This window comes from Streptomyces sp. NPDC028419, from assembly GCF_055565515.1.
On the sequence record NZ_JBVHUE010000024.1, the window covers coordinates 86,150 to 100,266 of the forward strand.

The following is a 14,117-nucleotide window of genomic DNA, read 5'->3' on the forward strand; positions in this document are numbered from 1 at the left end:
TCTCCATGTGCGGCGCCACGCCGAACGCGGAGAGAGATGACGTGCCATATCTGCCCGTGGGGTTGTGTCGCCCGATGGGTTGTGCCGCATTGGCGGACTTGGGGAAATCGCCAATTGTGAGTCATTCTCGGTGTGGGCCCAATTCGAGCGACCTCGTCGCGGGTGATCAGGGCCGCGAAGGAGGACCATGGCCGACCACGCCCGCCGGCGCGCGAGCCACCGCAGTTCCGCCCCCGCCTCGCGCGGTGGCCGTGGCTCCCGGCGTCTGCCCAACCCCGGGCGGCAGCTGGTGGTCCTCCTGGCCCTGCTCGTCGTCATGGTGTGGTGCGCCCGCCTCGGCAACGGCTGAAGGGCGCGCGGCGCCAACCGCCCCCGCCCTAAAGCCGCCTGAGCGCATCCTTAACAAGCTCATAAGAAATGCCCCTAACTGCGGTTTTATGTGCTCTTGGTCCCTTTGCGGCCCTATGGTCAATGGCATCCCCTCCCCCCGCACGCCACGTCCCGACGCGAGGTCTCGATGTCCCGAAAGCCCAAGTCCCGCAAGCGAGTTGTCCTCACCAGCGCTGCCGTCGTCCTCGGCCTCGGCGCCCTGGCCGTCCCGATCGCGGCCAACGCCGGCACGGACACGGGCGACCAGCTGCGCACGACCTGCGGGGTCGCCGAGGGCGGCTCGAAGTGGTGGGCGTCGGGCCGGATGGCCCTCAGCAACCCGGGCACGGACGAGGTCAAGGACTGGAAGCTGGAGTTCGAGGTGTCGCGGGGCCTCGCCACCATCAACGACCCGGGGACCTACGAGCTGAAGCAGACCGGCAAGAAGGTCACCGTGACGCCCAAGAAGGGCCAGGGCGGCGTCCCGGCCCGGGGCGAGCGCGTCGTGCTCGTCGGCATCAACCCGGGGGGCGAGGCGGCCCCGGAGATCACCGGCTGCACGGTCAACGGCTCGGACGGCGGTGCGCACGACCGCGACAAGCCCACGGCCCCCCAGGACATGGGCTCCAAGGTCATCGACCACCAGACGGTCCACGTGATGTGGAAGCCGTCCACCGGCTTCGGCTCGAAGATCGAGAGGTACGAGGTCTTCCAGGACGGCAAGCTCGTCAAGACGGTGGGCGGCGACATCACGATGACCAACATCGAGAAGCTCACCCCGGAGACCACCTACCGCTACACGGTGCGCGCCGTCAGCAAGGCGGGCGGTTCCCCCTTCAGCAAGGAGATACCGCTCCGTACGGAGAAGGCCCCGGATCCGGACCGTCCGGCGCCGACCCCGCCCAAGAAGCTCGAAGGCAAGGCGAACGGTCCCCACCAGGTGGACCTGGCCTGGCAGCCCGGCAAGGACGGCGACGGCTCGCCGGACGGGGTGCGCGGCTACCGCGTCTACCAGGACGGGAAGAAGGTCCTCGACGTGGACGGCGCCGCGACCAGGGCCGCGGCGCAGGGACTGCTCGCGGACAAGGAGTACGCGTTCAAGGTCACCGCGGTGAACTCCGCGGGCAAGGAGTCCGCCCCCACCGACGAGATCCGCGTCCGCACCGACAAGGGCGACGGCGGGGGCGGCGGCGGGCACGCGCCCGGCAACCTGACGGCCTCGGCGAGCAGCAAGCAGAACGGCGGCGTCAAGGAGCACTACCTCGACCTGGCCTGGTCCGTCCCGCAGGGACAGGGCACCATCGGCACCTACCAGGTCCACATCGACGGCAAGCTCGCGCAGACCTTCATGTGGGGCACCGGCGACGCCGTGATGCCGATCCCGTCCGGCACCGCGAAGCGCGAGGTCGCGGTCGGTGCCCAGCCGGGCAAGACCTTCAAGGTGAAGATCCGGGCGAAGCTCGCGGACGGCACCTGGAGCGGCTTCTCGCAGGAGAAGACCGTCACGACCGGCAGCTGACCCGGCCTTTCCCGCCCGTCTTCTCTTCCCCACCGAGCCTGTACCGGCCCCCACCGGCCCGAGGAGCCCCCACATGACCAGCACCGCCCCTTCCACCCCGTCCACCCGCCCCGCCGCGCGCGGTGCCGTCCGGTCCCGCGCCGCGGTGTTCGGCTCCGCCGCCGGGGCCGGCGTCCTCGCACTGGCGGTGACGGCCGCCGGCATCACCCCCGCCGCCGCGCACGGAGCCACCGGCGATCCGGTCAGCCGGTCCGTCGCCTGTTCCAAGGACGGTTGGAGCCCGAAGAACTCGGCCTGCGCGGCGGCGAAGGGCGTCAGTACGGGCCAGCTCGGCGACTGGATGTCGATCGTCCAGGGCCAGGCCATGGACCACTCGACGCCGACCTCCTCACCGCAGCACCGCGGGGTGATCCCGGACGGCAAGCTGTGCAGCGCCAACAGGCCCGAGTTCGCGGGGTTGGACCTGCCCCGGAGCGACTTCCCGTCGACGGATCTGCCCAGCGGCGCGGAGTACACGCTGAAGTACGACATCAGCGCGCTGCACAACCCGTACCGGATGGAGATGTACGTCACCAAGGACGGCTACGACCCGAAGAAGCCGCTGAAGTGGGACGACCTGGAGCCCACTCCCTTCCTGAGCGCCGACAACACCGCGGCCACCTCGAAGCCGAACAACGGCAAGGAGTTCAAGTTCCTCGCGCAACTGCCGCAGAAGAAGGGCCAGCACCTGATCTACACGATCTGGCACGGGCTGAAGAAGCCCGACGGTTCCGTGCAGAGTTCGGAGGCCTTCTACTCCTGCTCGGACGTCGCCTTCAAGTGAGCTGAGGGGGAGCGCCCCCGGGCGGGCCGGCCGCCGTCACGACAGCCCGCGACTGCCGGTCGCGGGCTGTTCGGCGTTCCCCCTCCGGACGAAGGGGTACAACCCCGTGGCCCCGACGCCGTCAGGACCTTCGCCCCTGCCGCTCGACGCCTCCCGGGTAGATGATCTTCGAGAAGCGCATTCGCGGACCGGTCCGGTACCGAACCCGCCGGGCGATCAGGAGACACGAGCCATGTCCGAACACCTCGATGCCCAACTGCCCGCCGCACGACGGCGCGAGCGCGTCGCCGGACCCGGCCGTGTGACGGACGCTCAGGACCGCGCGACCTTGGGGCGTCTGGCCCGGGAGCCGTGGGGAGGGCCGCCGGAGCACGTCGGTCCAGGCACCGCCGGACTCATGCTCGCCCTCGGACCACGGTCGCCCGGGAGTGGCTGCTCCGAGGGCGCGCGACAGCAGGGCGTGCTGCTGGACGCGGCCGTGCGGTGGGAGGACCTCAGCGCCTTCCGGGCCTCCGCCCGGAGCTACGCCGACCAGCTCACGCGGGAGGCCGCGCGCCGGGACGCGGACAAGACCCTGCGGGAGCGGCTGCCCCTCTGGGCCCATTCGCGAGACACCCGCGCGCTGCGGGACCGGCGCAAGAGGGAGGTGGCGCAGAAGACCGACGGCGCCAGGAACCTCCGCGCCGCGGTCGGGCGTACCCATGTCCTGAACGACGCCGAACTCGCCTACCTGAAGGCCAAACCGGTCGCGGATGTCGCGCGGGCCGCCGTCGACGCGGGCGATGCGGTGCCCGATCTCAGCCGGTTCGCGCCCGAAGCGGTCGCCACGGCGCACCGGCTGCTCAGGGCCGCGCCGACGGCGGGCGGTGCCATGTGGCGCGATCCGTTCCACCTCAAGGACGCCCTGGCCCGGGCGCGGAACGTCACGGCCGTCACCAACTCCGTCGAGGCATGGCTCGCGAAGGCGGCCGCGGACGGGGAAAGGGCGGCCGAGGCCGAACGGCGCGCGGCCACGCTCTCCTTCGAAGCCGGGCTGTGGGGTGCGGACGAGGAACGGCTCGCCGGCCTGCTCGCCGGGCCGGGCACGGGCGACGGGCCCCTTTCCGGGCAGTCGCGCGCACTCGTCGTGGAGCACCTGGCCGTCATGGGCGCGGCCCGCGCCGGTGGCGCCGTGGCCTACCTGGACGGCATGCGCGCGCAAGAGGCGGCGATCGAGCGGGCCAAGCACACGGGCCTCGACAAGTGGCTCCGTCAGGGGTACGTCTACGGAAAGAAGGGCATCCGCCGGTTGCAGGCGGCCGAGGACCTGGTCACGCGCCGCGCCGAGGACATCGAGGTGATGAGGGTGCTCCTCGCCTACGGCCTGATCCGCCCCACCACCGGGCGGACCAATACCTCGGTACCGGTCCTGCTGGGCCTGACCACGCCCCAACTGGCCAAGCTCCGCGGCCTCCTGGAGCCCAAGCTCGCGCTGGCCCGGCCCGGCCCCGGCCGCGACGCGCTGGCCGGCATGGTCCGCCAGATCGACACGATCCCCGACGCGCGGAGCATGCTCAAGGCGGTGCACGACCACGGCACCGGTTACCTGGAGGCCCGGCACAAGACCGTGGCCGACACGCTGGAGGGCCTGCGCCGCGGGATCGAGGAGCTGCAACGGTCCGGGAAGGACCGGCGGGACGGGGAACCCAGCGAGGGTCGCGAGACGATCGCCACCGGAAAGGCGCTGGTGGCCGAAGCCGTGTCGGTCCTCGCGGCGCTCGACCGCCAGATCGCGCTCCAGCACTCCCCGGCCTACGCCGCCCTGGTGCGACTCACGGCTCCGACCTCCCCGACGCCCCGGCACCAGGTGCCGGCCTGAACCGGATCGGCCGGCCGTACCGAGGCGCGGCGGAAGCCGTTCAGTCCTGCGGCGTCCGCGCTTCGCTCCGCACGCCCACCCCCATCAACAGGCGCTCGTCGTCGGCGTCGACACGGACGGTGTCGCCGTCGCGGACTTCGCCGGAGAGGATCTCCTTGGCGAGCCGGTCACCGATGGCGGTCTGGATCAGGCGGCGCAGCGGGCGGGCGCCGTAGGCCGGGTCGTTGCCGTTCTCGGCGAGCCAGGCCAGGGCGGCCGGGGTCACGTCCAGGGTCAGGCGGCGGTCGGCCAGGCGCCCGGCGAGACTGCCGATCTGGAGCTCGGCGATGTGCGCGAGCTCGTCCTCGGTCAGCGCCGAGAAGACCACCTGGTCGTCGAGGCGGTTCAGGAACTCCGGCCGGAACGAGCCGCGGACCGCCTCCAGCACCCGCGCCCTCTTGTCGCCGGCACTGGTCGCCGGGTCCATCAGGTGCTGGCTGCCCAGGTTCGAGGTCAGGATCAGGATGGTGTTGCGGAAGTCCACCGTCCGCCCCTGACCGTCCGTGAGGCGCCCGTCGTCCAGGACCTGGAGCAGGATGTCGAAGATCTCCGGGTGGGCCTTCTCCACCTCGTCGAGGAGCACCACGCTGTACGGGCGCCGGCGCGCGGCCTCGGTGAGCTGGCCGCCCTCCTCGTAGCCGACGTAGCCGGGCGGGGCGCCGACCAGGCGAGCCACGCTGTGCTTCTCGCTGTACTCCGACATGTCGATGCGGATCATGGCCCGCTCGTCGTCGAAGAGGAAGTCGGCGAGGGCCTTCGCCAGCTCGGTCTTGCCCACGCCCGTCGGTCCCAGGAAGAGGAACGAGCCCGTCGGCCGGTCCGGGTCCGCGATCCCGGCCCGCGTGCGGCGTACGGCGTCCGACACGGCGCGGACGGCCTCGCCCTGGCCGATCAGGCGACGGCCGAGCTCCTCCTCCATCCGCAGCAGCTTCTGCGTCTCGCCCTCCAGCAGCCGCCCGGCCGGGATCCCGGTCCAGGCGCCCACCACGTCCGCGATGTCGTCCGGACCGACCTCCTCCTTGACCATCTGGTCGGCGGGGTCGCGCAACAGGGCGGCCTCGTGCTCGGCTTCGGCCGCGACCTCGACCTCCTCCTCCAGCGCGGGTATCTCGGCGTAGAGCAGCCGGGACGCGGTGTCGAAGTCGCCGTCGCGCTGGGCCCGTTCGGCCTGGCCGCGCAGGTCGTCCAGGCGCTCCTTCAGCTCACCGACCCGGTTCAGGGACCGCTTCTCCTTCTCCCACCGCACGTTCAGGCCGCGCAGCTCCTCGTCCTTGTCGGCCAGGTCCTTGCGCAGCTTGGCCAGCCGTTCCCGTGAGGCGGGGTCGGACTCGTTCTTCAGCGCGAGCTCCTCCATCCGCAGCCGGTCCACGGAGCGCTGGAGTTCGTCGATCTCCACCGGAGAGGAGTCGATCTCCATCCGCAGCCGCGACGCCGCCTCGTCGACGAGGTCGATCGCCTTGTCGGGGAGGAACCGGGAGGTGATGTAGCGGTCCGAGAGGGTCGCGGCCGCCACCAGCGCGCTGTCGTTGATGACCACCTTGTGGTGCGCCTCGTACCGCCCCTTGAGCCCGCGCAGGATCGCCACGGCATCGTCCACCGAGGGCTCCGGGACGAGGACCTGCTGGAAACGCCGTTCCAGCGCGGGATCCTTCTCGATCCGCTCGCGGTATTCGTCCAGCGTCGTCGCGCCGACCATGTGCAATTCGCCGCGGGCCAGCATCGGCTTGAGCATGTTGCCCGCGTCCATGGCGGAATCGCCGATGGCGCCGGCGCCGACGACGGTGTGCAGCTCGTCGATGAAGGTGACGATCTGTCCGTCGCTGGCCTTGATCTCCGCCAGGACGGCCTTCATGCGTTCCTCGAACTCGCCGCGGAACTTGGCGCCCGCGATCATCGCGCCCAGATCGAGCGAGATCAGCCGCTTGTTCTTCAGCGACTCCGGGACATCACCTTTGACGATGCGCTGCGCGAGGCCCTCGACCACCGCCGTCTTGCCCACGCCGGGCTCGCCGATCAGCACCGGATTGTTCTTCGTGCGGCGCGAGAGGACCTGCACCACCCGGCGGATCTCCTGGTCCCGACCGATCACCGGATCGAGCTTGCCGTCACGGGCCGCCGCCGTGAAATCGGTACCGAACTTCTCCAGCGCCTCGCACTGGACCTCCGAGTCGGGAGTGCTCACTCGCCGGTTCTCCTCACATGGGTCGTCTCCCGTGCCCGGCTGCGCGCGACCACAGGTGGGTCCAGTGTCCGAGATCCGGAGGTCCCGTGGGAAAGGAGAAAGTTGACTCCCTGGCCCCGCTGGTTGATCGTCGCCAGTTCAACAGAATTCGGCCCGGCAAACCCTTCCCCGTAGGTCAAAGGTTGATCCGCCGCAGACCTCCGATGACAAATGCCCGGTGAACTGCCCTATCTATTGCTTTCGTTTGACACGGCGTCGAACCGTTGGCCATGATCCTGAACAGAATCCACGGACTCGAAACCGGCGATGGCCAGGCGGTACGGCATAACCACCGCCACATCCGGCCCCGGAGATCGAGCAGACCTTTCCATTCCCCCACGACGGAAAGTGCGTTCCGCTCAGGATTCGCCCTCACCCCAGGAACAACCCTCGGGACAACTCACCTAGAAGGAGTGCTGGATGGCAACCTACCTGGCCCCTGGCGTATTCGTTGAAGAATCCGTCGGCGGTTCGCGTCCCGTGGAGGGCGTCGGAACGTCAGTGGCGGCCTTCGTCGGATTCGCCGAGCAGGGCCCGCTGAACGAGCCGGTCCGCATCACCAACTGGGGTCAGTTCACCAAGACCTTCGGCGAGTTCATCGAGGGCTCCTACCTCGCGCACTCCGTCTACGGCTACTTCACCAACGGCGGCGGCACCTGCTACGTCGTCCGCGTCGGCGGGTCCGGCAAGGACGCGGTGGAGGGCGGCACCCAGTCCGTCGGCACCGCACCGGCCCAGGTGCTCGGCGGCTTCCGCGTCGCCGCGCTGCCGGTCGCCGCGGGCCGCGACATCGCCGTCGACGTGCAGAAGAAGCCGGTCGACCCGAAGGCCAAGCGCCCGGCCGCCGGCGCCACCGCGAAGGCGGGCGGCAAGGACGGCGACGCCGCTCCCGAGGGTGACACCTTCACCTTCACCGTGAAGGTGGACGGCTCCGCCACCGAGTCCTTCGACGTCAGCGTCGACAAGGCCTCCCCGGCCTACGTGGTGACGCAGGTCAAGGAGCGCTCCCAGTACGTCATGGTGGAGGAGGCCCCGGCATCCACCGGCACGGCGCTCGCCCTGCCCGACTCCTCCTCGCTCGCCCTCCCGGCCGCGCCGAAGGGCAACGCCGCGGGCGGCCAGGTCGTGGCCAAGGACGTCGTCGGCAACTACGTCGGCAAGGTCAACGACCGCTCCGGTCTGTCCGGCCTGGAGGCCATCGACGACATCACCATGGTGATGGCCCCGGACCTGATGGCCGCCTACCAGGCGGGCAACGTCAGCCGCGAGCAGGTCAAGGCCATCCAGATGGCCATGATCAACCACTGCGAGAACATGGCCAACCGCATGGCCATCCTCGACCCGCTCCCGGACATGGGCCCCACCGAGGTCTACGACTGGCGGCAGAACGAGGCGGGCTTCGACTCGAAGTACGCCGCGCTCTACTACCCCTGGATCCAGGTCGCGGACCCGTCCACGGGCGAGGGCTTCCTCATGCCGCCGTCGGGCCACGTCGCCGGCCTGTGGGCGCGCAACGACGAGGAGCGCGGAGTCCACAAGGCCCCGGCCAACGAGGTGCTGCGCGGTGCGCTCGACCTCGGCATCCAGGTCACGAAGGGCGAGCAGGAGCAGCTGAACCCGGCGGGCATCAACTGCATCCGCAGCTTCCCGGGCCGCGGCATCCGCATCTGGGGCGCCCGCACGCTCTCCAGCGACCCGGCCTGGCGCTACCTGAACGTCCGACGCCTCTTCAACTACCTGGAGGAGTCGATCTACCTGGGCTCGCAGTGGGCCGTCTTCGAGCCCAACGACGAGCACCTCTGGTCCAAGATCCGCCGCAACATCTCCGCGTTCCTCACGAACGAATGGCGCGACGGTGCCCTCTTCGGCTCGACGCCGGGTGAGGCCTTCTACGTCCGGTGCGACGCGAGCACGAACCCGCCCGAGGTCATCGACGCGGGCCGGGTCGTCTGCGAGATCGGTGTCGCACCGGTCAAGCCGGCCGAGTTCGTCGTCTTCCGGATCGCCCAGGATTCGATGTCGGGCGAAGCCTGATCCTCGCCCGACATCGAAATTCCGTACCCAGATAAATCTAGAAAGAGAGAATAATGTCCGACCCTGGATATGGCTACACCGGTACGTTCGATGGAGTCACACTTTCTTCCATCGTGCAGAACGATAGCTTCAATATGCCTATGCCGGAATATGAAGTAATCAGCAAGGAGGTGCGAAACCCCAGTGGTGTCCTCGCGCTGGAGACCCACAAGGTCTTCAAGCCGAAGACCCACGAGATCGAGCTCGAATTCACTGACCCTGAGGCCAAGACCTTTCCTGCCCTGCAAAAGTTGCTCCCCAAGGTGGAGTCGGGAAATGGCACGCTCAAGCAGGTCAAGAACGGTACGGTGCAGACTGAGGTCACCTACGAGCAGGTGCACGTGACCGGCCTCTCGAAGAACGAAAGCGGTGGCGGCACCGTCAAGCTCACCGTCGTTCCGGTGCCGCCCAAGTGAGAAGGGGGCGCCTGCCGGAGGGCAGTTCTGTTTCTGAAGGTGGACCGGCTGCCTCTTTGCTCGCGCCTCCGAGCGGATCGGTCGCTGCGGGGGGTCAGGTTCCCCCCGCGGCGGATCCGACCGAATTCCCGTTCGTTCTTCCTCGTGGGTACGTGGACCAGCGCGGGAAGACGCACAAGGCGGGCGTCATGCGGCTCGCCACCGCGCGCGACGAGCTCACTTCGCTGTCCGACGTCCGGGTCAGGCAGAACCCCGCCTACATCTCGGTGGTCCTCCTCAGCAAGATAATCACCCGCCTGGGCACGGTCGAGGAGATCGACCCCGAAGTGGTGGGGGGGCTCTACGCGGTCGACTTGGCTTTTCTGCAGAAGTTCTACGAAAAGATCAACGTGGACGGCACTCCGGTCGCGTCGACCACATGTCCGAACTGTCAGCACGAATTCGATGTGGACATGGGGAGCCGCCTGGGGGGATGAAGGTGTACGCGGCGGCGGACCTGCGTTCCGAGATCGCGTACATCGCTTACCACTTCCATTGGTCCCACAGCGAAATCCTCGACATGGACCACGTCCAGCGGCGTGCGTACATCCAGAGCATCGCGGACATCAATCAGCTTCTCGACGACAGGAAATAGCCCATGCACCCGACCACCGGAGACAGTGGCGCCACGCCGTCTTCCGCGGCCGGGGACGTGGAGTCGGCTCGCCGGGTGCCGGTGGTCCTGCCGCAGCCCGTCCGCCCGATCGGCACGCACGTCCAGCTCGTCACCGACGGGTGGCGAGCGGGGCACGTGCCGGTGTCGTTCCGGGACCACAGGATCATGGGCGCGCTGGTCACACAGGTCGACGTCGAAGCCCCGCTGGTCTTCCGGTTCGATCTGGACGGGCCCGCGTGGCAGTTCGCGGTGGGCGCCCCGACCCAGCGTGCCGTGGCGCCGTTCCACTGGCGGTCGCCGGTCGCCGTCGACGGCGACCCGGTCGTCACCGACCTGTTGGGGAACGTGACCGTCCCCCGCGTGGAAGCCGGCCCGGCGGCACCCCATGTGACGCCTGATCAGGAGTCATCTGCTGCGGCCACCGCGGCCACCGCGGCCTCCGGTCAAGGTGCGGCGCCGCGCCTCCCGTCGCTCCCGTTGTCCGGTCGTCTCGGGCAGGCGTGGGCCGCGTCCCGTGCCGCCCTGCGCGTCCGGCGGGTCGCTCGGGACGCGGCTCGTACGGCGGGCCGGCAGGAGCCAGGTGACGGGCCCGACCCGCACCGCCCGCAGCCGGCGCCGGCACCGTCCCCGTCACCGACGGCACCGCGTCCGGACCGGGCCAGCGGCGCGCCGGCCACCCCGCCCTCGGAGCCGACCGCGGCGCACGCGCGTGCCACGACGGAGGCACGGCCCGCTCCCGTACGCCGTCCGGCTCCCGCGCCGGGGCCCGGCGCCGGCACGGACCCCGCACCGGGCTCCGCCCACGGGGAAGCGGCACACACGGCGCGGCCCTCCCGGACAGCGGCCGGTGCGCAGGACGGCACCGCTCGCGGTGTGGCGGAGGATCCGCGCACGGCACCGCCCGTCGCCGCGTCCCCTCCCGTCAACTCCGCTGCCACGACCGCCGGACAGACCACCCCCGCTACCGGCGCACCCACCGAACGCGTACCGGCCGAACGCGGAGCCACCACAGGGCGGTACGGCACGGGCACGACCCGCCCGACGCCCGCCAGCCCCGATATCCGACCCGCCGGTGCCGTCCCCGTGCCCGCCACAGGCGTCCCGGGCACGCCGCCCCCCGGTCCCGAGCGGTCCGCCGCCCGGGTGTCCGCGCAGCCGGAGCCGTCGGAGCCGGAGGCCGCCGAGCCCGCCGCGGCCCGGGTCGTACCCGCGGTCGTACCCGCGGCCGTGCCCATCGGGGAGACCCGCCGTACGACCCCGGACGGGCGGGAATCCGCGACTTCGGAGCCCCAGGCCCCGGAGGCGCGGACAGCGGACACCGTCGCGGCCGACCCCGTGGCCCTGCCCGTCCCCGAGGTCCCGGACGCCCCGTCACAGGGTCCGCTCACCCCTTCCGTGCCCGAGGGCGTACTCGCGCCCGCGTCGGCGCCCGTCGGCCAGTCGGCCACGTACACCGGGGCCGAGGAGGTGTCGACCGAGACGGCCGACCGTGGCCACCCGCACGGGCTCCGCTCCTTCCGGTGGCTCTCGCGGACCGGGACGGCCGTGCGGCGACGCCTTCGCGGTACGGCGCACCGCGCGCCCGAGGACACCGCGCCCCTCCACGCTCCGACCCCGGCGACCACCGGGCCGTCCACCGTCGTGGGGGCACAGCGGGACACCGGCGCGGATACGGGTACGGGTACGGGCGCGGCCCCGGGCGGAGTGTCCGACCCGACGCCCGTCGACGACCAGGCTCCCCGACCCGGCACGGTTGCTTCGCAGAGCCGGCCGCCCCGGACGGCGACGGACAGCACCGCAGCCGCGCGGCCGGGCAACGCCGTGGCACCCGTGACGGCTTCGACCACCCACTCCTCCGTTCCGGAACCGACCCCGGACGGCGGGGTCGCCGCGGCTGTCCGCGCGGACGTCACCCCCCTCGCCAGCACCAGCGCCCCCGTGTCGGCCGCGAGTGCGGAGCCCGAGCGGCTCTCCGGGGCGGGCGCCGACCTCAGGACTCCGGTCGACGACACCACCCCGGCACGGACACCCGACCGGATATCCGCCGCCCCCGCACCGCAGGCCGCGCTCCGAGTGCGGACCGGTGTCGAGGCGGACCCCCGTTCCCCGGTGCCGGGTCCGGTGGTTCCCCGCCGGGCCGAGCTCCGTACCGCGGGCGCCCCGGCTCCCTCGCCCCGTCCGGCGCCGCGCGCCGAACGGCATGACGAGACGCCGCTGCATGCCGGAGCCCCCGGCGACGCCCCGCGCGCGACAGCCCCGACACCTGCTCCGGCGCCCCTCCGAGCGCGCGCGGAAGCAGGGCTCCAGCCGGACCGTCAGCCCGAGCCCGGGATCCGTACTTCCGCGCCTGACGGCCCCACGGCCGCGGAACGACCCGTCGCAGCGGACGCCCCCTCCACTCTTGAGGCCGGTCCCAGGCCGGACCGCACACCCGAGCCCCGTACCGCCACGGCTGCGGAGCGACCCGTCACCCCCGGACCCACCCTCCGACCCGTTGCAGCGGACGCCCCCTCCACCGCCGGGACCGGATCCGCGCCGGACCGTACGCCCGAGCCCCGTACCGCCACGGCCCGTGGCCCCCTGGCCGCCGAACGACCCACCACCGCCGGATCGCCCCTCCGACCCGTTGCAGCGGACGCCCCCTCCACCCCCGGGACCGGTCCCAGGCCGGACCGTACGCCCGAGCCTCGTACCGCCACGGCCCGTGGCCCCCTGGCCGCCGAACGACCCACCACCGCCGGCCCGGCTGCGCGGCCCGTCGCAGCGGATGCCCCCGCCACCGCCGGGACCGGATCCGCGCCGGACCGTACACCCGGATTCCGGACCGCCACGGCTGACACCGAGACGGCCCACAGCCCCACGTTCGCGCAGCGAGCCGTTAGCGCAGGGACCGGATCCACGCCGGACCGTACGCCCGAGCCCCGTACCGCCACGGCCCTTGACCCCCTGGCCGCAGAACGACCCGTCACCCCCGGCCCGACCCGCCGGCCCGCCACAACGGACGACCCCTCCGCCTCCCGGGCCGTGACGAAGCCGACCCCGCACCGATCCGGTGACGCTCCGGCAACCGCTGCGGCCGTCACCGGCGTCACGGCAACGCGGGCCGCGCAGGACCTCCCGTCCCGCACCGGCGCGTACGACGGCCAGGCGCCGGAGCACGGAACGAGTGGGCCCGCCCGGGCAGCGGCCGAGGAGGAGCCGCTCGCTCGCGACCACTTCGACTCCCGCGACGCCCGTACACCGCTCACCGCTGCCGCAGCGTCCCCGGCACCGCTCGCCGCCACCACGCCTGACGGCAACCCGGTCGTACTCGGCGCGGCCGAGCCCGCCGAGCGGTCCGCTCTGCCCGCGCCACGCCGCCGCGGAGCCACCGCGTCCCTCCCCGCAGAGGGCGGGAGCAGGCACGCGTCATCCGCCGCACCGGTGCGGGACGCAGCCGTCCTGGCGGCCCGGGGAGACGCCGAGGCCGCGCCGGCCGCACCGCACCGTCCGGTGTCCGCGGAGGGGAACGCGTCGCGCAGCCGGGAGGGCGGTGCCACGAGCCGCACCGAGCATGCCCGGGCCCGTGCCCAGAGCGACGACGCACCGCGTTCCCGGTCCGCCGCGACGAGCGACCGTCCCGCGCGCCCCGACACCGCGCCCGACGCCGGCGCCCCGGCCCCGCCCGGCGGGCACGGAGCCGCCGGAGTTCCGGAGGGTTCGGCCCCGGCCGGACACGAGACCCGTGACCGAGCTTCGGTCGAGGGTGACGCGGGCGGTCGGTCCACCGCCCCGTCCGACCCGTCCGCCCAGCCGGAGCACCCGCACCGGGCGTCGCATCCGGCACCGCAGGAGAAGGCCAAGGCCAAGGCCAAGCCGGACACGGCCCCGCGCGAGCGGTCCGAGGCCGGGACCGGTGCCGGGACCGGGCCGTCGGCCCCTTCGCGGCCGTCCGGCCAGCGCAGCCGGGCATCCGCCGCCCCGAGTACAGGCACAAGCACGGCCACGGGCACGTCCGAGGCGGTCCCGCTCCGCTTCGCCGCGACGAGCGCCCCGACCTCGACCCGCACCGCCACCCACGGCTTCCGTGCCCACCGGCCCACCGGTACGACCACTGTGCCCGCGTATGTGCTCCGGCAGGACCTTCCGGGGCACCCCACCGGGA

The 14,117-nt window shown here is 72.0% G+C and carries 8 protein-coding genes and 1 pseudogene; 8 read left to right on the forward strand and 1 reads right to left on the reverse strand.

Annotated elements, in window-relative coordinates; all coding sequences use genetic code 11:
- The first annotated feature begins 187 nt into the window (after positions 1 to 187).
- The 4 genes from ACZ4UB_RS26305 to ACZ4UB_RS26320 all read left to right on the forward strand — a co-directional run bounded on the left by ACZ4UB_RS26305 (position 188) and on the right by ACZ4UB_RS26320 (position 4,569).
- Complete coding sequence (locus ACZ4UB_RS26305; RefSeq protein ID WP_468073709.1) at positions 188 to 349, forward strand: hypothetical protein; 162 nt, start codon at positions 188 to 190, stop codon at positions 347 to 349.
- A gap of 168 nt (positions 350 to 517) precedes the next feature.
- On the forward strand, positions 518 to 1,888 hold the full coding sequence (locus ACZ4UB_RS26310; RefSeq protein WP_468073711.1) for a fibronectin type III domain-containing protein: 1,371 nt from the start codon (positions 518 to 520) through the stop codon (positions 1,886 to 1,888).
- A 73-nt stretch (positions 1,889 to 1,961) separates the two neighbouring features.
- Positions 1,962 to 2,711, forward strand: a complete 750-nt coding sequence (locus ACZ4UB_RS26315) for a lytic polysaccharide monooxygenase (protein WP_468073713.1) — start codon at positions 1,962 to 1,964, stop codon at positions 2,709 to 2,711.
- A gap of 232 nt (positions 2,712 to 2,943) precedes the next feature.
- Entirely contained in the window at positions 2,944 to 4,569 is a 1,626-nt protein-coding gene (locus ACZ4UB_RS26320; RefSeq protein ID WP_468073715.1) for a hypothetical protein, read from the forward strand.
- A 40-nt stretch (positions 4,570 to 4,609) separates the two neighbouring features.
- Here the strand turns inward: ACZ4UB_RS26320 and ACZ4UB_RS26325 are convergent.
- Positions 4,610 to 6,796, reverse strand: a pseudogene (locus ACZ4UB_RS26325) (ATP-dependent Clp protease ATP-binding subunit); the annotation flags it as partial.
- Positions 6,797 to 7,249: 453 nt separating this feature from the next.
- Between ACZ4UB_RS26325 and ACZ4UB_RS26330 the strand changes: the two are divergent.
- The 4 genes from ACZ4UB_RS26330 (at position 7,250) to ACZ4UB_RS26345 (ending at position 9,952) form a co-directional block, all read left to right on the forward strand.
- Positions 7,250 to 8,863 carry a phage tail sheath family protein gene (locus ACZ4UB_RS26330; protein ID WP_468073717.1) on the forward strand — a complete coding sequence of 538 codons (1,614 nt, stop codon included), beginning with the start codon at positions 7,250 to 7,252 and terminating at the stop codon, positions 8,861 to 8,863.
- A 53-nt stretch (positions 8,864 to 8,916) separates the two neighbouring features.
- Complete coding sequence (locus ACZ4UB_RS26335) at positions 8,917 to 9,318, forward strand: hypothetical protein (RefSeq protein ID WP_468073719.1); 402 nt, start codon at positions 8,917 to 8,919, stop codon at positions 9,316 to 9,318.
- Positions 9,319 to 9,506: 188 nt separating this feature from the next.
- Positions 9,507 to 9,794 carry a hypothetical protein gene (locus tag ACZ4UB_RS26340; protein ID WP_468073721.1) on the forward strand — a complete coding sequence of 96 codons (288 nt, stop codon included), beginning with the start codon at positions 9,507 to 9,509 and terminating at the stop codon, positions 9,792 to 9,794.
- Entirely contained in the window at positions 9,791 to 9,952 is a 162-nt protein-coding gene (locus ACZ4UB_RS26345; protein WP_385776911.1) for a DUF6760 family protein, read from the forward strand. Before ACZ4UB_RS26340 ends, ACZ4UB_RS26345 begins: the two co-directional genes overlap by 4 nt.
- Positions 9,953 to 14,117 lie beyond the last annotated feature (4,165 nt).

Bases quoted from the DNA above. Each gene is read 5' to 3' on its own strand.
- ACZ4UB_RS26305 (WP_468073709.1), top strand. From the start codon at position 188: ATGGCCGACCACGCCCGCCGGCGCGCGAGCCACCGCAGTTCCGCCCCC.
- ACZ4UB_RS26310 (WP_468073711.1), top strand. From the start codon at position 518: ATGTCCCGAAAGCCCAAGTCCCGCAAGCGAGTTGTCCTCACCAGCGCT.
- ACZ4UB_RS26315 (WP_468073713.1), top strand. From the start codon at position 1,962: ATGACCAGCACCGCCCCTTCCACCCCGTCCACCCGCCCCGCCGCGCGC.
- ACZ4UB_RS26320 (WP_468073715.1), top strand. From the start codon at position 2,944: ATGTCCGAACACCTCGATGCCCAACTGCCCGCCGCACGACGGCGCGAG.
- ACZ4UB_RS26330 (WP_468073717.1), top strand. From the start codon at position 7,250: ATGGCAACCTACCTGGCCCCTGGCGTATTCGTTGAAGAATCCGTCGGC.
- ACZ4UB_RS26335 (WP_468073719.1), top strand. From the start codon at position 8,917: ATGTCCGACCCTGGATATGGCTACACCGGTACGTTCGATGGAGTCACA.
- ACZ4UB_RS26340 (WP_468073721.1), top strand. From the start codon at position 9,507: ATGCGGCTCGCCACCGCGCGCGACGAGCTCACTTCGCTGTCCGACGTC.
- ACZ4UB_RS26345 (WP_385776911.1), top strand. From the start codon at position 9,791: ATGAAGGTGTACGCGGCGGCGGACCTGCGTTCCGAGATCGCGTACATC.